Here is a 21,182-nt window from a genome sequence, read left to right on the forward strand (position 1 = left end):
TCACTCGCTGCGCTCGTTCACTCCTCGCGCTCACTGTGTTGACCTTGTTCGCGACTGCGGGGCTCACTCGCTGCGCTCGTTCACTCCTCGCGCTCACTGTGTTGACCTTGTTCGCGACTGCGGGGCTCACTCGCTGCGCTCGTTCACTCCTCGCGCTCACGCTGCTGTCTCCAACTCGTCGAGGGTGCGTTGCAACGCACGCAAATAGTCGACGTGACCGATCTCGAACCAGTGGCGACTGCTGTCCTTGACCTTCGCCCGGTTGAACCGGCGGCCCGCCTCGGCGTCGATTCGCGCCGCGAAGGAGTTCGCCCGTTCGGGCGCGGCCTCCCGCAGCCGCAGCCAGCGGGCAATCGCCACGGTCTGCCAATGGACCAGCGGAAACACCCCGGAGTCGGCCTGCAACAGGCCCGCCACGGCCAGCGTCGGATAACGGCGCGGGAAGGCGTTGAGATGGAGTGCTGGTCGACCGTCCGCGTCCGTACCGAGGATCTCCGGGGCCAGGAACTCGAAGCGGGGCAGGTAACCGGTGGCAAAGACCACCAGATCCGGCTCGATCTCCTGTCCGTCAGAGAATTTCACGCTGTACGACCGGAACTGGATGATGTCCGGCACCGGCGTCACCGCCCCGTGCCCGATGTAGTAAACGAGTTGACTGTTGGCGATCGGATGCGTCTCGTAGACCTTGTGATCCGGTCGGGGCAGACCGAACCGGGTCAGGTCACCCACGGTCAGGCGTAGGGTGCGGTGAAAGAGCCACTGCCGCAGCCACAGCGGTAGCCGCATCGCCAGCACCCGGTCGTTCACTTGATCCGTCGGCCGGCCGAAGACGTACTTCGGGGCGTACCAGTAACCGCGTCGGCTGGAGTGCCAGCATTTCGCGGCCTGCTGCCCGGCCTCCACCGCGATGTCGCAGCCGGTGTTACCGGCCCCCACCACCAGCACCCGCTTACCGCGAAGCTGCGTCGCCTCCTTGTACGCCGAGGCGTGCATGACCTGACCCCGGAACTCCTCCAGCCCTTCGTACGACGGCAGTTTCGGGGACCAGTTGTGCCCGTTGGCCACCACGACGGCCGCGTATCGAGAGGTACGTTCGGTGCCATAGCCACCGGTACTGCGGGTGGTGACGTCCCAGCGATGTCCATCGACCGGTTCCACCCGGACCACCTCGGTGCCGAACCAGATGTGCGGCCGTAGGTCGAAATGGTCGGCATAATGGTCCAGATAGGACAGTAACTGGCTGTGATGTGGATAGTCCGGCCAGGAGTCTGGCATCGGAAAGTCGGGGAACTGCGTGAACGGCTTCGACGAGATCAAGTGGGTGCTGGCATAGACCGGACTTCGGTCGTGTCGCCAGTTCCACGCACCCCCGACGCCCGTCTCCCGCTCGTAGCAGTCGACGTCGAAGCCGTACTCCTTGAGGTTTTTGATCGCCGTCAGCCCGCTGGCCCCGGCACCGATGACACAGACGGCACCGCCTCGGTCGGAGACCGAGCGGCCGCCTGGGTGACCGGCGGTGCTGATCCCGGAATCGTAATCGCCGAACGAGGAGTCGGGACGGTCATGGTCGGCGGAGGTAGACACCAGGTTTCTCCTTGTTTCCGCACGAAAGCCGAACTGCCGCCGAATCCTCTCGACTCGGGTCGCCCTTTGTCCAGCCCATCGGACCTACCAGTTGCCGAATGTCAATCCGTCACGACACTGCCGCACCCGATGTCCGTGCTGCTGAACACTCGTTTCGTGGTCATCGCTTCGCCACGTATCGAAGCGCGGCAAGCAGGCCCGCAATGGCGGGTTGTTCCAGCGCTGTCCGTCGCACCGCCGCGTCGCCTGGCGGCGGCGGGTCGTAGGCCCAACTGTCCACGGTTGCCGCCGGCGCGACGCGTTGAGCGTTAGGAAGGGCCCCTTCCTCTACAAAATGCGATAGAAAGGGGCCCTTCCTAACATCCGTGGGCACCGTTAGGGCTCGACGTACTGGGTGGCGAAGGACTCGCTCGGCGGGATCGGGGTGATGACGTCGATGAGCACGTCATCGGGGCCGGCGACGATGAAGTGACGCTGCCCGAACTCCTCGCTGCGCAGCGGGAGTTCCAGTTTCAGACCGGCCTGAACCACCAGGCGCTCGTACTCGGCGTCGACGTCGGTCACCTCGAAGTTGAGGATCAGCCCTCGCACCGGGTGCCGGTACGCGGCCGGCACCGTCTCGTGGGTGTGATCCAGCAGCGCCAGCTCGTAGTGCGGTGACTCCGGTCGCCGGAGACTGACATACCAGTCAGCCTCGAAGGTTGTTTCAAATCCGAAGTGCTCGGTGTAAAAGGCCCGAGATTCGGCGACCCGCTGGGTGCAGATGACCGGATAGAAGCTGGTCAGGGGCATGTCTGGCACTCCTCCACAAGATACGTACCCAGAGTATGTTTCTTGTCGAGAAGGTAGATGCGTACCCTGGGTATGTCAAATGGGAGGCAGCAATGGGCACGACAACACGGACCAAGGCCGAGCAGCGCCGGGAGACCATGACCGCCCTGATCACCGAGGGGCGACGGATGTTCGCCCGCGACGGATTCGCCGCGGTGAACATCAACGAGGTCGCCCGCGCCGCCGGAGTCACGAAGGGCGCGCTCTATCACCACTTCGGCAGCAAGAACGGCCTCTTCCGGGCCGTGGTCGAACAGGTACAACGCGATGTCGCCGATCGAGTGGCCGCAGCCGCCGACGCGGAAACCGAGCCCTGGTCCCAGCTCCTCGCCGGGTGTCAGGCGTTCCTCACCGCCGGCTCCGACCCGGAGGTGCAGCGGATCATGCTGCTGGACGGGCCGACCGTTCTCGGCTGGCAGGAGTGGCGGGCCATGGACGAAGCCTCCTCGGCACGACACCTCGCCGAGGCGCTCACCGCGCTGATGCAGGACGGAACGCTCCGCGAACAACCGGTGGCGCCACTGACCCGGCTGCTCTCCGGGGCGATGAACGAGACCGCGCTCTGGCTGGCCCAGTCGACCGATCCGTCCGACCTGGCCGATGCCAGCGCGGCGCTGACCCAGCTGCTGGAGGGAATCCGCCAGGTGTCCGCCGAGCCGGCACGTCCGGCCGAGCTAGCCGTTCGTAGGCCGAGCTAGCCGTTCGTAGGCCGAGCTAGCCGGTCATGGGCCGAGCTAGCCGGCGCGTCGACCGAGCTGGGGGCTCAGGCGCGGGCCAGCGGAAGCAGGAGGTCGGCCAGGACCGGGAAGTGGTCGCTGGCGCGGCGGGTCTGCTCGGTGTCCACCACGTCGTAGTCGGTGACGGCGATCTGCGGCGACACGAACAGCGCGTCGATCCGCTCACGCGGATTGGCGCACGAGTACGTGCACCGGTCGGCCCGGTCGGCGGCCACAGCGGTGTCGGTCAGCCCGTCGGCGAGCGTACGCCAAGCGGCACCGCCGGAGTTCTCGTTGAGGTCCGCGCCAAGGATCAGCGGCAGGTCTACCTCGGCCAGATCCGCCTTGAGTAGGGTGGCCTGCCCCGGCCGTTCTGTCGCGTCGGTGGACAGGTGTGAGCCGGCGACCACGAACCGGGCCCGGCCGACCGCACATTCGGCGAACGCGGCACCGCGCATGTGTCGGCCCGGGGTGAGCGGGAACTGCCGACACCAACTACGCAGAACCTGGACCCGCAGGTTGGTCAGCAGCAGATTGCCAAGTGATGGCAGGCCACCGACGGCCACCACCATCCCGAGCCGGTCGGCGAGCGCGGCGCACCGCTGTCGCCAACCGAACCGACGCGGCGCCTCCTGGACGATCACCACGTCCGGCTCGACACCGCGCACCGCCGCCACCAGGGCGGCGGTGTCGTCCCGCTGACCATGCACGTTGTACGACAGCACCCGCAGACGGACCGTCTCGGACTCCTGCTCGACCGGTTGTGCCTCTGCCACGTCCTACCTCACTCGTCCCTGGCTACCGGCGGCGGGCCAGGTCAGCCGCACCGATCACACCCGCGCTGTTGCCCAGTTCCGCGGGTCGCACCTCGGCCACCGGAAGTCGCCCCCGTTGTGCCAGGGAGTCCATGAAGGATCGTGTGGTAGGGCCGAGCAGGAGATCTCCGGCATGGACCACACCGCCGCCGACGACCAGCACCTGCGGGTCGAGGATCTGCGCCAGGTCAGCGAGCCCGATGCCGAGCCACCGGCCCAACTGGGCGAACGCCTCGATGGAGACCTGGTCACCGGCCTTCGCGGCGGCGGTCACCATGTGTCCGGTGATGGCGTCGACGTCACCACCGCCCAACTCGAGCAGCCCGGTCGCGCGACGCGGCTCCTGCCGGGCGCCCGCGCGAGCGAAGCGGACCAGGGCGCTGCCGCTGGCGTACTGCTCGATGCAGCCGAGTCGGCCGCACCCGCACCGGTGCCCGTCCGGCACCGCCAGCATGTGCCCCAGTTCGGCGGCGACTCCGTGGGAGCCGCGCACCAGTTCACCGCCGAGCACGATGCCGCCCCCGACGCCGGTGCCGATGGTGAACATGACCATCGAGTCGTCCGCGTGCCGGGCCGCACCGTAACGGAACTCCGCCCAGGCGGCCACGTTGGCGTCGTTCTCCACGATCACTGGCAGGTCGACCGCGGATCGGACGTGATCGCGCAACGGCTCGTCGCGCCAGGCCAGGTTGGGGGCGAACAGTACGGTGGAACGGGTCGCGTCGATCCAGCCAGCCGCCCCGATGCCCACCGCCTCGATCTTGTGACCGGCGGCCAGTTCGGTGACCACCTCGACGATGACGTCGCGGGTCTTCGCCGCGTCGTCGGCGGGGGTTTCCCGGCGGGTCTGCGCCAACACCACACCTGCGTCGTCGACGACTCCGCCGGCGACCTTCGTGCCACCGACGTCGACTCCGATGGTCAGCGTCACCGCTGCCGCTCCCCTCTGCTCTGCTGCACGTTCATCCCGTCGGCGGCCGATTGGCCGTCGAGGGTCCAGTTCCTCCGTGGTCAGGCGTCGTCGCCTGACAGGTCGTCCGTATCGGTCCCGGACGTCGGCTTCCGCGAGGCGGGCACCACCGGCCGATCGATCGCCTCGTGAGCCATCGTCTCGGCAGCGTCGGGGCTTCCGGCCGCGTCGGTGGGTGCGCCGGCACCGCCCGAACGTCCGGCCCCGTCCGTACGCGTCGCGACCGCCCAGACGTCCTGCTCGGGCGCCGCCCACGAATCATGCCCGGTATCGGTCGCCTCGCGCCACATCTGGGTCCGCCTCGACTCCGCACGGGCAGCCGATGCCTGGCGGGGTGTACTCGTTCCGGCCGGGATGTCCGGTCCACCTTCGCACGCGGTCGGGTCGGAGGCGGTCGGGCTGAAGGCGGTCGGGTCGGCGGCCGCCGCACTGGAAGCGGTCGTACCGGAGGAGGTCGTGCCGGCAGCGGTGGCGGTGGAGAAGGCGCGTAGCAGACTGGCCACCCCGGCGGCGAAGTCGCCGGCTCCGGTGGCGAGCCGCTCGCTGAACTCGGGGCTCGGGTCGCGCAGCGCCACAATCGCCCGACAGATCGGACAGACACAGCACTCTGCCGTACCGGTCGCGAAGTGTCCGTCTCTTGGCGCGGTGCCCGCACCTGCGGCCTCCGCGGCGTCGCCCGCCGCTGAGGAGGCAGAGCCAGCCGAGGCACCAGGGCCAGCCGAGGCACCGGAGCCCGCCGCCGAATGCCCGGCAGGCGGTGCCCCCAGTACGCCCGAGATCATCTCGCCGAGCGAGCCGAGTGGGCCGAGTGGGCCAAGCGAGCTGGACGGGCCGGACGGGCCGGGTCCACTGCCACCGTCGACGGTCCCGGAGGCGGCCAGCCGGACAGCGGCCAGGGCCGTGGTGACCAGGCGCTCAGCCTCCTCCCGGGCCGTACCCGGGTTGATTCCTCCCATGTGCGGCTCCTCTGCCCGGGCGGTGCTCGTCACGAGCGGGTCACTGCGTCGCGGCGGATGATTCCACCCGCTGCTTGAGCTGCTTCAACGCGGCATCCATGATCATTTTCTCGGCCTTGCGCCGAAACATCCCCAGCATGCCGACCGAGAGTTCGACCGCCAGGGTGTAGGTCACTGTTGACGTGCCGTCGCCGTTGTCCTCGATGTCGTACGACCCGTTCTGGGCCTTCTGCATCTTCGAGGGATCCACCAGGTGCCACTGGATCCGCGAGATGTCTTCGGCGTACTCGTAGGCCAGCGTGTACTCGTCGGCCATGACCCCGGCGTCGAGCACGAATCGGACCTGACTGGCGTAACCGTCCTCGTACTCCTGCACCACCTCGACGCTCTTGACGGCCTCGGTCCACTCCGGGTAGCGCGCAAAGTCGCAGATCACCGCCGCGATCCGCTCGGGAGGTGCGGCGATGACGATCGACTGGGTGGAGAAGTCCGTCATGTGGGGCAGGCTACCCGGTGATCCGGGCCGTTCAGCCGGCCGGATCGTCCCGACTCGCCGGTTCCCGGCCCCGACCAGGCAACCTGCCTGAACAGTCCTCATGGGCGGGCGGGTAGGTTCGGCAGTGCCGGACCTGTCGTCGACGGCGGCGTAAGCCCCCACCGGCCGACGGCGGGCCCCGTCACCCAGGACGGCAGACCGGCCCAGTACGAACGCGAGGAGTGCAGGTGCGTGAGTTCTCCGTGCCACCGGCCGTCACCGTCGGCGAAGCGGCCAACCTGACCGATCCGGTCTGGGACAACGCCGAGGCGGCACCGGATGCGGTGCAGTTCGTCCGGCGGGCATCGGACGGAACTGACAGCTGGGTGGACGTCACCTGCCGCCAGTTCCGCGACGAGGTCGTCGCGGTCGCCCGGGGGCTGGTCGCGGCCGGGATCGAACCAGGCGCGCGGGTCGGGCTGATGAGCAAGACGCGCTACGAGTGGACCCTGTTCGACTACGCGATCTGGGCTGCCGGCGCGGTGACGGTGCCGATCTACGAGACCTCCAGCGCCGAACAGGTGGCCTGGATCCTCTCCGACTCGGGTGCGGTGGCGTGCCTGGTGGAGACCGGCGGCCACGCCCAGTGCGTGGCGGAGATCCGGGACCGGCTGCCCGATCTCGGCCCGGTGTGGCAGATCGACGCGGACGACCTGGCCAAGCTGGTCGAGCAGGGCACCTCGGTCGACGCGGCCGAGATCGACGAACGACGCAAGAACCTCCGGTCCACTGACACCGCCACGATCATCTACACCAGTGGCACCACCGGTCGCCCCAAGGGCTGCGTGCTGACCCACCGCAACATGTACGCGGACATCGCCAACGCCGTACCGGTGCTGCCCAACCTGTTCAACCCGGGTGCCTCGACCCTGCTGTTCCTGCCCCTGGCGCACTCGTTCGCCCGGCTGATCCAGATCGGCGTCGTGCACACCCGGTCGACGATGGCGCACAGCGCCGACGTCAAGAACCTGGTCCCCGAACTCCAGCGGTTCCGCCCCACCTTCATCCTCTCGGTCCCCCGGGTCTTCGAGAAGGTCTACAACGGGGCCCGACAGAAGGCCCAGGCCGAGGGCAAGGGCAAGATCTTCGACCGGGCCGAGCAGGTGGCCGTCGCCTACAGCGAGGCGCTGGACACCCCATCCGGGCCAGGCCTGTGGCTGCGCCTACAGCACGCGCTGTTCGACCGGCTGGTCTACCGCAAGCTGCGGGACGCGCTCGGCGGCCGCTGTCGGGACGCGATTTCCGGCGGTGCACCGCTGGGTGCCCGGCTGGGCCACTTCTTCCGGGGCATCGGGGTGCCCGTGGTGGAGGGCTACGGGCTGACCGAGACCTCGCCGGCCGCCGCCGCCAACCTGCCCACCCACACCCGGATGGGTACGGTCGGCCGGCCCCTGCCCGGGGTGACCGTCCGCATCGCCGACGACGGCGAGATCATGATCAAGGGTGACCTGGTGTTCCAGGGCTACTGGGCCAACCCGGAGGCGACCGCCTCGGCGCTGACCAGCGACGGCTGGTTCCTCAGCGGTGACCTCGGCGAACTCGACGGGGACGGCTACCTGACCATCACCGGCCGGAAGAAGGAGATCATCGTTACCGCGGGCGGCAAGAACGTCGCCCCGGCCGTGCTGGAGGACCCGGTCCGCGCGCACCCGCTGATCAGCCAGTGCGTCGTGGTCGGCGACCGGAAGCCGTTCATCGCCGCGCTGATCACCATCGACGAGGAGGCCTGGCCGAACTGGCTCGCCGGTCACGGGCATCCCGCCGGCACTCCGGTCGCCGAGCTGACCGAGGACCCGATCCTGCGGGCCGAGGTGCAGAGCGCCATCGACTCCGCCAACCAGCTGGTCTCCCGCGCCGAGGCGATCAAGACGTTCCGGATCCTGTCCGGCGACTTCACCGAGACCAGCGGCGAGATGACCCCGTCGATGAAGGTCAAGCGGGACGTCGTACACAGAAAGCACGCGGCGGAAATCGCCGCCATCTACGGAAGCTGACTACGATCCGTCAGGTGCCCGCATCGACAGTCCCCCTGCCGTTCCTGCACCCGCTGGCAGTAGCAGCCCGGGTGGTGATGCTCTGTCTGGTCGCCGTACTGACCCTGATCGCCACCCGGGACGTGACTCAGCTCTGGTGGATCGCCCTGCTCGCCGGGGCCGGCATCCCCGCGGTGCTCGCTCCCCGACACCGGATCCTCGCTCCGCTCGGCCGGCTCGCCGAGGTGGTGATCGTCGGGCTGGCGGCCAGCCAGGTGGCCGCCTCGGCGCTCCAGGCCGGCGACCTCGGCGCGGCGGCCCAGGGCAGTAACCTCGGCGCGGCGGCGATACTCCCCTACCTGGCCGTACCGCTCACCGTGACCGCACTCAACCGACGGGTACGGGAGGGCGCGACCCTGCTCGGCGTCGCCGCCCTCACGCTCGTCGTCAGTGGGCTGCTCACCGAGACCTCCGCCGGCCGACAGATCGGGCAGTCCGACTACCTCGCCGTCTGCGCCCAGTGGCTGACCATGGCGGTGCTCGGCACGATCGCCGCCAGCACCTTGCAGCGGCTCATGCAGGTCCGGGGCGAGAGCAAACCCCAGCCGTACGCCGAGGCGACCCGGCTGCTCACCCAACTGCGCAGCGTCGCCCGGCAACTGCCCGGGGCCACCCTCGACCCGGGCGGCATCTCCGAGCACCTGCTGGAGGAGTTGCGCACGGTGGCCCGTACCGACCGGGCGGCCGTGCTCTCGGCCAGCGGCGGTGGGCGGCTGGTGGTGCTCGCCCAGGTGGGGGTGGATCGGGTCGACTGGGAAACCACCCTCGACGCCGACTCGGCCATCGCCGATGCCTGGGCCACCCAGCAGCCCCAGACTGCCCACCGGTCGCAGTCGCGCTCCCACTCCGGGCCGGAGGTCTCCGCGCTGGTCGTACCGCTGGTCGCCGGGGTGCGTACGGTCGGCCTGGTCACCCTGGAGGCGGACGCGGCCGGGGCGTACCCGGCCTCGGTGGTGGACCGGGTGACCGCGTTGACCCGGCCGGCCGCGCTGCGGCTGGAGGCCGCGCTGCTCTTCGACGAGGTCCGGTCGCTGGCGACCAACGAGGAACGACAGCGGCTGGCCCGGGAGATCCACGACGGGGTCGCCCAGGAGCTCGTGATGGTGGGGTACGGCATAGACAACGCCCTGGCCACCCTGCCCGAGGACGCCAAGGAGACCGCCGAGGAGCTGCGTACGCTGCGCGGCGAGGTCACCCGGGTGATCACCGAGCTGCGGCTGAGCCTGTTCGAGCTGCGCAGCGAGGTGGACCGGCACGGCGGACTGGCGGCCGCGATCGCCGAGTACGCCCGGACGGTCGGCGCGTCGGCAGGGCTCCGGGTGCACCTTTCCCTCGACGAGTCCACCGCCCGGTTGCCGGCCGCGACCGAGGCCGAAATGCTCCGTATCGCCCAAGAGGCCATCACGAATGCCCGCAAGCACGCACAGGCCACCAATTTGTGGGTAACCTGTGCCGTCGACCCGCCGTTCGCGCAGATCGAAGTGTCGGATGATGGTCAGGGCATAGCTGACCAGCGGCCCGACGGGCGTTACGGTCTTGCGATCATGGCGGAGAGAGCGGAACGTATCCGAGGCCGCCTAGAGATCAGACCGCGACGCCCCAGCGGCACGACCGTGGCGGTGGTACTCGGCACCTTGCCCCGGCGCGATAGCGTCCGCGATAGCGTCACCGCACCAGAAGGGGAGTAACCCGAGCATGACCACCAGCCCCACGCCGACGACCCGTACCAAGGTCCTGCTTGTGGATGATCATGACCTGATCCGCAAGGGACTGCGCCACGCGTTCGAGCGGGATCGGCAGTTCGAGGTCGTCGGCGAGGCCGCCACCGCCGCCGAGGGGGTCCGCCAGGCCGGCGCCCTGCAGCCCGACGTCGTGATCATGGATCTCCGCCTGCCGGACGGTAGCGGCCTGGAGGCCACCCGCGCCCTGCGCAAGTCCAGCGCCACGATGGGCATCGTCGTACTCACCATGTACGCCGGTGACGACCAGCTCTTCGGGGCCCTCGAAGCCGGGGCGAGCGCCTTCGTACCGAAGACCGCGCCGGCTGACGAGGTGGTCGCCGCGGCCCGCCACGCCGCCTCCTCTCCCAGCGCCTTCACCGCCGCCGACCTGGCCGAGGCGATGAAGCGCCGGCTGGCCCCCTCCGGCCCGCAGCTGTCCCCCCGCGAGGGCCAGGTGCTGCGGCTGCTCGCCGATGGGATGAGCGTCGCCGGCATCGCCAAGCAGCTCTTCGTCAGTGAGTCGACGGCCAAGACCCACATCTCCAAGCTCTACGAGAAGCTGGGGGCGGCCAACCGGGCCCAGGCCCTGATGACCGCGCTGCGGCTGGGGCTACTCGAAGCACCCGACGCGCCGAAGTTCTGACCGCTGTCGCGGTCGGGCAGGGCCCGGCCCGGACCGACCGCGACACCGGGTGAAACAGGCGATCGACCCGGCCCCGCAACAAATACGTCCGGACGGGCTTTACACCGCTCTGGATAGTCGGGCACGCGACGGGCAGAATACCGGGGAATACCTGGCAGGCACCAAAGTGTCGCGTACCGCGCAAAAGGGGCAGCTATGCAGCGGCCGGACTGGGCACCGGAGAAGATCGACATCGAGCGGCCCAGCGTGGCCCGCATGTACGACTACTATCTGGGCGGGTCGCACAACTTCGCGGTCGATCGAAGTACCGCGCAGGCGCTGATCGACGCGATCCCGGATGCACCCCTGATGGCCCAGGCCAACCGGGCCTTCCTGCGTCGAACCGTGCAATACCTGGTCAAGGCCGGCATCCGCCAGTTCCTCGACATCGGTTCCGGCATCCCCACGGTCGGCAACGTGCACGAGATCGCCCAGCAGTTGGCCCCGGAAGTCCGGGTGGTCTACGTCGACATCGATCCGGTGGCGGTGGCGCACAGCCGGGAGATCCTGCGCGGCAACGACCGGACGACCGTGATCCATGAGGACCTACGCCGGGTCGACCGGATCCTGACCCATCCGGACGTACGCGGACTGCTCGACTTCGACCAGCCGATCGCGGTCATGGCCGTCGCGGTCCTGCACTTCATCCCCGACACCGACGACCCAGCCGGTCTCCTGCGTACCATCCGGCGCACCCTCGTACCCGGCAGCTACCTGGTCCTCTCCCACGCCAGCGACGACGGTCGGAGCACTGTCGAACGGCGCGATGCCGAGGCGGTCTACCAACAGACCGACAACCATCTGGCTTTTCGTGGTCGAGCGGAGATCGGCAAGTTGTTCGACGGCTTCGACCTGGTCGAGCCTGGCCTGGTGTGGGTGCCGCAGTGGCGGTCCGACTGCCCGGAGGGCGCGGCGGAGGACGCCGAGCACACCGTCTTCCTCGGTGGAGTAGGCCAGCTCGGTGACTGACCAGAAACGGACCACGGCCTCGGTACAGCCCGGGGCGAGCGCCTTCGCCCACGCCTGGGGCAAGGCGGTAGACGACACCAGCTACATTCCGATGACCCCGGCCCAACTGGAAGCCTTTCTCCGCCGGCTGACCATCCGACTGGCCCGGTCGCTGCACGCCGAACCATTCGATCCCCGGATTGGCATCAAGGTCGGCACCGACCTCGTCACCAACCACATCGCCTCAGCCGAAGGGCTCGGCCGCACCATCGAGGTCATCCACCTCCGACTGCTGCGCGACCTCGGTCTCTCCGGAGAGGACATCGAGGACCGGCTGGCCCGACTGCTGGCCAGCATCGCAACCGGGTACGCCCGCGCACTGCGCGACCGCACCCTCGACGAGCAGGAGTCCGTCCGGCGGGCCGGAATGGTCGCCCGAGAGCACGCCGAACAGGCCCTGCGAGACAGCGAGTCGCGGTTCCGGCACCAGGCCACCCACGATCCGCTCACCGACCTGCCCAACCGGGCGCTCTTCACCGACCGGCTCGCCGCCGCAATCGACCGGCCCGACCAGGTGGACGCCCGGGTGGGCGTCTGCTTCGTCGACCTCGACCGGTTCAAGGAGATCAACGACACCCGGGGCCACCAGGTCGGGGACCGACTTTTGGTCGCGGTCGCCGAGCGACTCCGTCGGGACGTCGGCGACCACGTCGTCGCCCGGCTGGGGGGCGACAAGTTCGCCATCCTCGTCGAGGAGTCCACCGGCACCGACCACATGCTGACGGTGGCCAAGCGTGCCCTGGCCGCCAGCCGCGAACCGTCGTACGTGGATGGTCACCTGCTCAGCGTCACGGCAAGCGTCGGCATCGTCGAGCGACCAGTCGACGACGCCACCCCCACCGAGATCATGCGCGCCGCCGACGTCACCCTCCGCTGGGCCAAAACCGCCGGGCGGGGACGATGCGAGGTGTTCGACACCGAACGCAACGAGCAGGAACAAATCCGGTACGCCCTCTCCGCGGCGATGCCCGACGCTCTGGATCGGGGCGAGTTCTATCTCGACTACCAACCGCTGGCCTCGCTCACCGACGGTGGGGTGCTCGGGGTCGAGGTGCTCGTACGCTGGCGGCATCCCGAACTGGGCCTGCTCCGGCCGGACGCCTTCATCGCACTGGCCGAGGAGACCGGGTTCATCGTCCGGCTCGGCGGCTGGGTGCTCGCCGAAGCCTGCCGGGAGGCGAGCGGCTGGACCAGCCGGCACGGCCCTCCCCCGTTCGTCAGCGTCAACCTCGCCGTACGGCAGGTGCACGATCCGGGGCTGGTGAACGAGGTCGTCCGGGTGCTGGAACAGACCGGGCTGCCCCCCGAGCGGCTGCAACTGGAGATCACCGAAAGCGCCATGATGAGCACCGCCGGAGAGCCGGTGCACGCCCTGCGTACCCTGGCCGACCTTGGGGTACGGATCGCCATCGACGACTTCGGCACCGGCTACTCCAACCTCGCCTACCTGCGGGACCTGCCGGTCAACGAGCTGAAGGTGGCCGGGTCCTTCGTGGCTGGTCTACGCGCACCCGCCGACGACCCGGCGAGCCACATCGACGAGCGGATCCTGGCGACCATGGTGGCGCTCGGCCATGCCCTGGGCCTGACCGTCACCGCCGAGGGTGTCGAGACCGCCAACCAGGCCGAACGACTGCGCGCCATCGGCTGCGACGCCGGCCAGGGCTGGCATCTGGGTATGCCGGCACCAGCCGCCCGGATCACCGAGCGGCTGGACCGGGACCGACCGTAGCGCTAGCTGGCGGCCGTGGTGGGCCGGTGCGGGCTGGCGGCCGTGCTGGACCGGTGCGGGCTGGCGGCCGTGCTGGACCGGTGCGGGCTGGTCCAGAAGGCCAGGCGGTGCTCCGCCGCGTAGTCGACCGGCCCGATGCGCTCGGGGGCCAGCGACTGGACGTACGGGCCCGGCTGCCGATCGCGGCTGACTACGCCGGAGAGCGGGCCAGCCGATCTGCCGGACAATCCACGTCTGCGTAAGCAAGCGAGCATGGCGGCCAGATTCCCCGCCAGGTAAGGGAAGCCTCTCTCCGCCCAGCGACACATCGAGCCGATAGGCGGCCGACGGTCGTTACCGCCCTGGAAACTCTCGCTCGACGAGCACGACTTTCAGTTGAAGGGCATTTCTGTCGTCATGCGGAGGATCGGGCGGCCACCGCAAGGAGCCTATAGCGAATGCCTTGTTCAGGGCGGTGTCGCCGATAGTGAAGCAGAGTAAAGGCAGGACGAGGTCGCCCGCTCGCCCGGCTACCAATGACGCAGGGTAGTGCGTTCAGGAAGGTCTGCCGCTCGTCTCCGCACGGGCGACCCAGGCGCGATACCAATCATTCAGCAGCATCGGCCAGCGCCTGGTCCACCCGACCCCGATGACCGTCCTCGTCCCAGTACCGGTCGAGTTCGAACCAGTCGCGGCGCCACTGGGCGTACCCACTCGACCCGCCGAGCGCCTTGCGGACAGTCTCGACCGACCTGATGAAGCTCGGCTTGGTAGCGCTGCCGACCACGTTCGCGTCCCCGCGCTGCCTACCATCGTCACCGATTGCGGCGAGCCAGCTCGACATCGCCGCCACCGCCTCGTCATCGAGTGGATTGGTCGCGACACACGGATCGAAGACGGCCTTTGCGGCGAAGTCGTACCCCGGCGCGAGCAACGCGAGGTGTAGACGGAGTTGGACCACCGACCGCTCGTGGTCCCCGAGCAGGGGCCACGGCTCACCGTTCTCGTTATCCGCCGGTCGCTCAATGTAGCGATAGGCATCCTCGAAGCGCTTCAGCAGGTCGGCCCGCGCCTCGGCCCAGCTCTCGAAGCCGTCGCCCGGCAGCCGGCCCAGCGCCTCCATCTCCGGGCTCATCGAGACCATCAGCAGGATGGCCCGAGCCGTCATGATCGCCGGTAGCCGGTAGCTCGTAGGCAGGGCCAGGCGGTCCTCGCTGACGTAGTGCGTGAAGCCCCAGCGGTCCTCGATGCCCCGGGCGATGTCCAGTGCTCGCCCACGCCGACACCATCGACCACTTCGTCCTGTGCGACTCGTCGATCGTCCTCGACATTGACGGTGGCCACCGGGTGGTCATCGACGACCGGACCGCCAGACTCCCGGCGTACGACGCCGGCACAGTGGCCCAGCTACGTAACGCACCGGGCGGCTTCTGGGCCGCCTCCACCAGCCCCGTCGCGGCCCAACACGCGCTGACCGGCAGCACCCCACTTCCCGACGTACGCCGGGCCGCCGTACTCACCGACGGTGCCGCGCGACTCGTCGAACGGTTCGGGCGAAGCTGGCAGGACGCGTTCACCATCCTCGACGCGGCCGGACCACGCGGCGTGCTCGACGCACTACGCGCCGCCGAACAGGCCGGACAACCAGTCACGCCGGGTCACCGAGACAAACAGTTCGACGACGGAACCCTCGCCCTGTGCGAGTTCCGTGCGTCCACCGCCGCCTCGGTCGCAGCCTTCAACACGCGAAAATCGACACGCTATCCCCGGCAGCCCCGACTGGCTGCCTCCAACAACGCCTTCTGATACTCATCCAACCGCAGGTCCAGCCGCTACGCCTTCGCACCCACACTGACATGTCGTACGCACAACGTACGCCACAACAAGCCGAGCCCACACGAGAACCAGCTCAAAGGTCTTGGGACCCACGCCCAGACTGAAAGGTGGACCACCGCTGGCAATACACGACTTCACCCGCCTGTGTACTAGCGTCAGAGCCGTGAAGAACCATGCCACCCCGTACGAGCCCCTGACGGTGGAACACCTGGGTGCCCTGCTCGTCGAGGCCAACGAAACACGACGGTGGCGGCTAGTGGCAGAGTTCCTGGAAGAGTACCGCTGGGAACCGTTGAACACGCGCGCTGCCCTACTGAACTCGGAACCGGCCCCCACCGGAGACGCGCACTGGGATGTCTTCCTCGCAGCCCTGACCGAGCATCTGGCGGCCAAAGACGGACGCGGTGCACCCCCCTGGGCTGAGACACGCTCACTACGTCGATTCTGGTTCCCCTTCAACACCCGTGCTGCCCGCGTAGACGCAATGGTGCACGCGCCAGCGGCATTCCGGCGACGTGGTGTGTACGTCGCCGCGCAGGAGTTGAACGTCGCGTGAGCCCCGTTGATCCACTCCTGGATCGCGCCGCGATCGAGGACGCCTTTCGCCGACTCGGAGACCGGCTCGCCCGCCGGGGCGTAGTCGCGGGACTTCTACATCTTCGGAGGCGCGGCCATGGCCCTGGCCTACGACGCACGCCGAGCCACCCGAGACATCGACGCTGTTCTCCAGCCACACGGCATCGTCCTCGACGAGGCTCAGGCAGCCGCCGACGAACTCGGCCTACCCCACTGGTGGCTCAATGAACAGGCAAGCGCCTACGTAGCTCCCGGCGGGGATCCGGCAGCTCCTCGCGTCTTCGACCATCCCGGCCTACGGGTCGCGGCAGCATCACCGGAGCACCTACTGGCAATGAAGGTACTCGCCGCACGACGTCGAGACGCCGAAGACATCCGCTTCCTGGTCGAACACCTCAACCTGCACAGCACCGACGAAGTTCTTCGCCTTTGCGCAGAGATCTTCCCCGAAGAGGAAGTCCCCGGTCGAGCACGACTTGTACTCGACGACGTGTTCGACAGACAGTAGCGCGGGGATACATCCGGGCCGTTGATCCGGCCTTCTCGCTCTCCACCAGGGTTGTCAGCCGCTGAGCGCGCGGCGCAGATCCTTCATCAGCAGCAACAAATGCATCGGGTCGGTGGGGCTGGCCTCGAACTTGGCCAGCCGCAGGTAGAAGTCACGGGCAGCTTCGTTCTCGCAATGGATGAGCACCGCGCGTACGCCAATGACCTCAGCGGCGGCCGCAATTCGCCGTAGCGCGTCCACCACTAGGGCCCGTCCCAGCCCGACGCCCTGGGCGGATCGGTCGACGCCAAGCCGCGCCAGGATCACTACCGGCTGGTGGTAGCGGCCGGCACCCTGCGTCAGCCGTGGGGCAGCATCGGCCGGAGCGACACTGCCGGCAGCGAGAGCGTAGTAGCCAACCACCCGCCGGTCGGGCTGGTCAGCGTCACACACCACGTACACCCGAGACAGCCCCGCCCGATGGGCTTGCAGGGCATGCTCGACCAGCCACCCGGACTGCGCCCGCGACCCGCAGTCAAACCCGGTCACCGTATGCGCAACCGACAACGGCTCGACCGGTGAGAAGCGCGAACTCACCGCGCCGCACCGCTCGCCGGCGGGTCAAGAACCGTCGGGTCAGCCAAGAGTTCCCGCAGCCCGGAAACCTCCTCAGCCGGACGTTGCAGCGCCTCGTCGAAGACCCGCCAGGCGTCCTCGTCCAGCAGGAATATCCGCCGGTCGGCCAGCACATCCGCCGCCGCCTCGGTCGCCGCCTTCAACACGAAAGTCGACACGCTGTCCCCGGCAGCCTGGCTGGCCGCCTCCAACAACGCCTTCTGATGCTCATCCAGCCGCAGGTGCAGCCGCTCCGCCTTCGCACTCACACCCACGATCGTACGCACAACGTACGCCACCGCAAGCCGAACCCGTACGAGAACCAGCCCAAGGGTCTTAGGCCAAGATCCGACCGGCTCACGACCCTCGCCGACCGGCCCCGGCCAGGCAAGCCGGCCGAGCTGCCCGGGTCGGCACGGACATCGATCCTCGCACCGCCTGGATGAAATCGCCGGAGGGTTACGACTGGTCGCTTGAGCCGGTGGGCTGGACCGGATAACAGGGTGTGGTGCGGCGGCTTGTTGTCCACGCAGGTTTAGCTCAGGGCCAATCGGTCGATCTGATGGTCGCGCAGGGCGGTGGTAAAGGCCATCCACGCGTGGGGGCGGAAGGTCAGGGCCGGACCGTGCGGGTCCTTGCTGTCCCGGACCGCGATGGTGCCAGGCAGGTTGTCTGCCACCTCGACGCACGCGCCCTCGTTGCCGCTGCGGGTGCTCTTGCGCCAGGTGGCAGTACTCAGGTCAGCCATTGGTGAGCGCCTCCAATGCCTCGATGATCAGCTTTGTCGACGAGTCCTCGTCGAGGGCTCGACTCTCCAGATCCTTCCAGATCAGCTCGTACGCCTGCACTTCTGTGGCCTTGTTCAGATGGAGCGCGCCAGTGAACGTGTCCACATAGATCAGTGGCGGCTCCAAGGGCTCGCTGGTGTGCGGCAGGTGCGGAAAGTCCAGAATGATGAAGGCCGAGTTCATGGCGCCATGCACCCCGGCGGCAAACGGCAGTATTCGGAGGCTGACCCCTGGCCACTCGGCGACCTTGCGCAGATGTCGGAGCTGCTCGGCCATCACCGCCACGCCCCCGACCTGTCGGCGCAGAACCGCCTCACTCAGGATGACGCTCAGGTGCGGGGCCTGCGGCTTGAGCAACAGGGCCTGGCGATCAAGCCGAACCTGGACCTTGCGCTCAATCTCGTGAGCATCACGAGCACGCTGCGGCGCACTGAAGATCTCCCGGGCGTAGCCACGGGTCTGCAGCAGGCCCGGGACGACCTCTGCGCTGTATTCCCGGATCGTTCGGGCGCTGTCTTCCAGGCTGACGTAGAGGCCGAACCAGTTTGGCAGGGTGGTCTCGGTGTAGTCGAGCCACCAGGACTTGTTGTTGCCGTTGTGGGTCTCCCTGGTGAGACCAAGCAGGTGCTCTCGATCCTGTTGGCTGGCCCCGTAGAGATCGCACATCGCGTTCACCGAGGTGTCGCGGAACTTGACGCGTTCGTAGCCGGACTCGATGCGCTGGATGGTGACAACGCTTCGCTCCAGGGCGGTCGCAGCCTCTTCTTGGGTTATGCCGGCGCGTCTACGCAGCGCCGCGAGCAGCCTTCCGACGTGTCGCCTTAGCAGCGCTAAGCCCACCATTTCAGACACTGATTCCTCCCGTCACAAATAATGATGTGGTCCGCTACGTAAAATGGGCACTCGTTCTTGAACGTGGGCGGATCATCGGTCCTACAACATTGACCCTATATGGATTTCGCATTAGTGGACGCCGACACGGTTTGTAAGCTCAACGAAATTAGCGGGGGTTGAGGCAGGACCCAGCAAAGTCGTCAGGTGATGCCGAGTAGTGCCAGCGGGCGGCTGCTGTCACGGGCGTGGCGCTGGTTGGCGGCGGAGATGTTCGCGATGCCCGCAGTAGGACACCGATGGCGGAAGCAGGCCCCGCCACCCGCCAAGCGCTCCCGCAGCAGCCGCAACCACGCATCGAAGCAGCAATCCGGCCGGACCAAGGCCCTCGACCAAGATCCGACTGGCTCAAAACTGCTTTACAGAATCAAGTGCGGCCCGGCGCGAGACCGGGCCGCACGCACGCGCTATAGGCCTGCGGCCCCACGCGCACGCCGCCAACCGTGCCCATCAAAGATGGTCGGACGGCCTACAACCGAGGCCGAGCCGACTGAATACAGGCTCCCGTCGCCAGCTCCGACACTTGACGGACCCGCCAGCACGAAAACACCGATCATCGATGCCCTTGTATGAGCAGCCTGCGGTGACGGCAACCGCGACGGCAACGCAGGTCGACTACTACGCACCACTACCCACCGGAAACAACCGTCGCCCACTGTTGCACGCTTCAGGCGCCCGAGATCCGCCACAGAGGCACACCCCCACGAGAGCCAGCATCGGAGATCAGTCACCCGCCCGAAACAACCTCCGCGTAAACCGGGTCGCACAGGTCTAGATCAATGTCCAGGCGTCGGCGGAAAGCCTCTACTCCAGCTCGATCCGGACCCCGAACGAACCTTCCTCGAACCAGCCGCAGTACTCGTCGAAGTCCAGGTGCGACGCGGCCGGCACACTGGGCTGCGCAAGGGTAAGCAGGTGACGGGCGAGCGAGGTGAGCCCGGCCGCGCTGCCCGAGATGAGGATCGTCTTCGCCGGCGTCTCGAGCACCTCTATCCGCAGCACGGTGTCCTCGTCCCAGTCGCTGATCAAGCTACGCCGAGAGTCGTACGGGATGACTCGACGACGACGGGCTCCTTCGGCGGCTCGTCAGGGTCGTTCACGGCTGGCATACCTGACACGGGTGCCACCCTTTCTCCTCCGTAGATAGTCAGCCGCACGTCATATAGGTGCTCCTACTGCACGGCCACGTTCCGTCGGCGGCCGTCGACGGGCTGCTTGACCGGCGTTGTGATGCCGCTGCCCGGGTCGTGCGCGCCCTGCCGCTGCCGCAGCTCAACGGGGGCCTGACTGAACGCGCCTGGTCAGACCGGTCGCGTCCGCGAGATCGGCCAGTAACCGGGCACCAGCGTGACTCGTCCCCCGCGCCACCGGTAACCACGATCTTCGGACGCGTTCGAGTAGCCTTCACCCTGCAAGTGCCTTCCGTGACGGGATAATCAGGACCTTCGACAAGCCCTATCGTCCCGATCAGAAGGCACTTTCCTGATTCCTACCCAACCGTGGACAGCCCTTAACGAAGGGCTGAAGCTAAGCGATCCATCCGCAGCGGAGCCTGCGGCCTACTCTGGCGCAAGAATGAGCTGATCCACCACCAGGGCGAATTTCCCATTCAACGCGCCGCGATAGGCCACATTCCCAACACGAAACCTGCGTTCTTCGATGGCACCCATAGACAGATCGCCAGACACACGTCTTAGATCATTTCGGGTTTTAGAGTTCAGCATCCGCCACAATTTACGAACATAAGCAGCATTCTCCTTGTCTGCTGAATCGTAGGCAGCGGCCCAACGCCCAGCGTTCAGCCTCCCATCCACAAGACGGCATCGAAGCCACTGCACCACAGGACCGACATTTGGCCCATCCACCTTTCCATTTGCGCGCACAACGCCGGTCAGCTCCGGCGCAATGACCGTGTTCCAAATCCCGATCGCGCCACCACAGTCCGCAGGCGACTCTCGCACTGGCGGCCACGTTGGATCAACCCAACGCCACTCGTCAACGAGCCTGACCTCTGGCAACTGCTTCCGGATCTCATCAGTCAGATTAACTTCGTCTTCCTGTGTTAGAAAGAACGATATCTGCTGTCTTCGCTGCGACATTTGCTTCTCCTGGCGCCCCACCACTCAAGCCTTGGGGTACATGATAACTACACCGTTCCCCCAGCGCCCAATATCAAGAGCGTTTTCCAGTTCTCGAATATCGGGAGAGCCGCTCTTATAGGTATCCACAGTTTGCACGAAGATCCGACTACCACTCCCCGGATGCTCGAATATCAGGTCCGGGAATCGCGGTTCTCCATTTGACCCAAATACTGCCTGTTCGGGAAGGGAACCGCCCGCAGTGTGTTTCCAGTCTGGATTTGCATCCAAAATTTCGTCTCTGAGATCGTCCAACTGCATTCGGGTGGCGGGATTTCCCTTCCTGCCG

23 protein-coding genes and 1 pseudogene are annotated in these 21,182 nt (G+C 67.6%); 9 read left to right on the plus strand and 15 right to left on the minus strand.

The features are described from left to right. Nucleotides 1–156 precede the first annotated feature (156 nt). Nucleotides 157–1,584 (minus strand): flavin-containing monooxygenase, encoded by a 1,428-nt coding sequence (locus ACWDV4_RS14550; protein WP_449978394.1) that lies wholly within the window; start codon nt 1,582–1,584, stop codon nt 157–159. Between the two features lie 375 nt (nt 1,585–1,959). Beyond that, nucleotides 1,960–2,376, minus strand: coding sequence for a VOC family protein (locus ACWDV4_RS14555; RefSeq protein ID WP_449978397.1), 417 nt, complete (start codon nt 2,374–2,376; stop codon nt 1,960–1,962). Between the two features lie 92 nt (nt 2,377–2,468). On the opposite strand from ACWDV4_RS14555, the gene ACWDV4_RS14560 reads away from it, so the two are divergent. Beyond that, a complete protein-coding gene (locus tag ACWDV4_RS14560) occupies nt 2,469–3,113 on the plus strand; it encodes a TetR/AcrR family transcriptional regulator (RefSeq protein WP_449978400.1) in 645 nt (214 codons plus the stop codon). 65 nt (nt 3,114–3,178) lie between these two features. Here ACWDV4_RS14560 and ACWDV4_RS14565 read toward each other — a convergent pair whose 3' ends face one another. The 4 genes from ACWDV4_RS14565 to ACWDV4_RS14580 all read right to left on the minus strand — a co-directional run bounded on the left by ACWDV4_RS14565 (nt 3,179) and on the right by ACWDV4_RS14580 (nt 6,368). Next, nucleotides 3,179–3,907, minus strand: coding sequence for an endonuclease/exonuclease/phosphatase family protein (locus ACWDV4_RS14565; RefSeq protein ID WP_449978402.1), 729 nt, complete (start codon nt 3,905–3,907; stop codon nt 3,179–3,181). A gap of 22 nt (nt 3,908–3,929) precedes the next feature. After that, a complete protein-coding gene (locus ACWDV4_RS14570; protein WP_449978405.1) occupies nt 3,930–4,877 on the minus strand; it encodes an ROK family glucokinase in 948 nt (315 codons plus the stop codon). Between the two features lie 80 nt (nt 4,878–4,957). Then, a complete protein-coding gene (locus tag ACWDV4_RS14575) occupies nt 4,958–5,872 on the minus strand; it encodes a hypothetical protein (RefSeq protein WP_449978408.1) in 915 nt (304 codons plus the stop codon). A 40-nt stretch (nt 5,873–5,912) separates the two neighbouring features. After that, nucleotides 5,913–6,368, minus strand: coding sequence for an SRPBCC family protein (locus ACWDV4_RS14580; protein ID WP_449978410.1), 456 nt, complete (start codon nt 6,366–6,368; stop codon nt 5,913–5,915). A gap of 227 nt (nt 6,369–6,595) precedes the next feature. On the opposite strand from ACWDV4_RS14580, the gene ACWDV4_RS14585 reads away from it, so the two are divergent. From ACWDV4_RS14585 to ACWDV4_RS14605, 5 genes are all read left to right on the plus strand, one after another. After that, on the plus strand, nt 6,596–8,401 hold the full coding sequence (locus ACWDV4_RS14585; RefSeq protein ID WP_449978413.1) for an AMP-dependent synthetase/ligase: 1,806 nt from the start codon (nt 6,596–6,598) through the stop codon (nt 8,399–8,401). Nucleotides 8,402–8,415: 14 nt separating this feature from the next. Continuing rightward, nucleotides 8,416–10,128, plus strand: a complete 1,713-nt coding sequence (locus ACWDV4_RS14590; protein ID WP_449978416.1) for a GAF domain-containing sensor histidine kinase — start codon at nt 8,416–8,418, stop codon at nt 10,126–10,128. Nucleotides 10,129–10,135: 7 nt separating this feature from the next. Continuing rightward, nucleotides 10,136–10,804: a response regulator transcription factor gene (locus tag ACWDV4_RS14595; RefSeq protein WP_130460771.1), complete on the plus strand. Its 669-nt coding sequence runs from the start codon at nt 10,136–10,138 to the stop codon at nt 10,802–10,804. 195 nt (nt 10,805–10,999) lie between these two features. After that, nucleotides 11,000–11,812 (plus strand): SAM-dependent methyltransferase, encoded by an 813-nt coding sequence (locus tag ACWDV4_RS14600; RefSeq protein ID WP_449978421.1) that lies wholly within the window; start codon nt 11,000–11,002, stop codon nt 11,810–11,812. A gap of 91 nt (nt 11,813–11,903) precedes the next feature. Continuing rightward, complete coding sequence (locus ACWDV4_RS14605; protein ID WP_449978703.1) at nt 11,904–13,583, plus strand: putative bifunctional diguanylate cyclase/phosphodiesterase; 1,680 nt, start codon at nt 11,904–11,906, stop codon at nt 13,581–13,583. A 2-nt stretch (nt 13,584–13,585) separates the two neighbouring features. Here the strand turns inward: ACWDV4_RS14605 and ACWDV4_RS14610 are convergent, their stop codons facing one another. Then, entirely contained in the window at nt 13,586–13,810 is a 225-nt protein-coding gene (locus ACWDV4_RS14610; RefSeq protein WP_449978424.1) for a hypothetical protein, read from the minus strand. 359 nt (nt 13,811–14,169) lie between these two features. Then, nucleotides 14,170–14,730, minus strand: a complete 561-nt coding sequence (locus ACWDV4_RS14615) for a hypothetical protein (RefSeq protein WP_449978427.1) — start codon at nt 14,728–14,730, stop codon at nt 14,170–14,172. 98 nt (nt 14,731–14,828) lie between these two features. Here ACWDV4_RS14615 and ACWDV4_RS14620 point away from each other — a divergent pair, with 98 nt between their 5' ends. From ACWDV4_RS14620 to ACWDV4_RS14630, 3 genes are all read left to right on the plus strand, one after another. Then, on the plus strand, nt 14,829–15,368 hold the full coding sequence (locus ACWDV4_RS14620) for a protein phosphatase 2C domain-containing protein (protein ID WP_449978430.1): 540 nt from the start codon (nt 14,829–14,831) through the stop codon (nt 15,366–15,368). A gap of 193 nt (nt 15,369–15,561) precedes the next feature. Next, nucleotides 15,562–15,954, plus strand: a complete 393-nt coding sequence (locus tag ACWDV4_RS14625) for a hypothetical protein (RefSeq protein ID WP_449978433.1) — start codon at nt 15,562–15,564, stop codon at nt 15,952–15,954. Nucleotides 15,955–16,053: 99 nt separating this feature from the next. Next, entirely contained in the window at nt 16,054–16,482 is a 429-nt protein-coding gene (locus ACWDV4_RS14630; RefSeq protein ID WP_449978706.1) for a DUF6036 family nucleotidyltransferase, read from the plus strand. A gap of 54 nt (nt 16,483–16,536) precedes the next feature. Here ACWDV4_RS14630 and ACWDV4_RS14635 read toward each other — a convergent pair whose 3' ends face one another. From ACWDV4_RS14635 to ACWDV4_RS14665, 7 genes and pseudogenes are all read right to left on the minus strand, one after another. Continuing rightward, on the minus strand, nt 16,537–17,010 hold the full coding sequence (locus tag ACWDV4_RS14635) for a GNAT family N-acetyltransferase (RefSeq protein ID WP_449978436.1): 474 nt from the start codon (nt 17,008–17,010) through the stop codon (nt 16,537–16,539). A 44-nt stretch (nt 17,011–17,054) separates the two neighbouring features. Next, nucleotides 17,055–17,345, minus strand: a complete 291-nt coding sequence (locus tag ACWDV4_RS14640) for a type II toxin-antitoxin system TacA family antitoxin (protein WP_449978439.1) — start codon at nt 17,343–17,345, stop codon at nt 17,055–17,057. Between the two features lie 266 nt (nt 17,346–17,611). Further along, nucleotides 17,612–17,824, minus strand: a complete 213-nt coding sequence (locus tag ACWDV4_RS14645) for a DUF397 domain-containing protein (protein ID WP_449978441.1) — start codon at nt 17,822–17,824, stop codon at nt 17,612–17,614. Beyond that, a complete protein-coding gene (locus tag ACWDV4_RS14650) occupies nt 17,817–18,707 on the minus strand; it encodes a helix-turn-helix domain-containing protein (RefSeq protein WP_449978443.1) in 891 nt (296 codons plus the stop codon). The genes ACWDV4_RS14645 and ACWDV4_RS14650 overlap by 8 nt, the downstream gene beginning before the upstream one ends. 852 nt (nt 18,708–19,559) lie before the next feature. Beyond that, entirely contained in the window at nt 19,560–19,784 is a 225-nt protein-coding gene (locus ACWDV4_RS14655) for an Imm32 family immunity protein (RefSeq protein ID WP_449978446.1), read from the minus strand. Between the two features lie 209 nt (nt 19,785–19,993). After that, nucleotides 19,994–20,163 (minus strand): annotated as a pseudogene (locus ACWDV4_RS14660) (IS1380 family transposase); the annotation flags it as partial. Between the two features lie 151 nt (nt 20,164–20,314). Continuing rightward, nucleotides 20,315–20,854 carry a hypothetical protein gene (locus ACWDV4_RS14665; RefSeq protein ID WP_449978449.1) on the minus strand — a complete coding sequence of 180 codons (540 nt, stop codon included), beginning with the start codon at nt 20,852–20,854 and terminating at the stop codon, nt 20,315–20,317. Nucleotides 20,855–21,182: the final 328 nt, after the last annotated feature.

Source organism: Micromonospora sp. NPDC003197 (assembly GCF_053590565.1).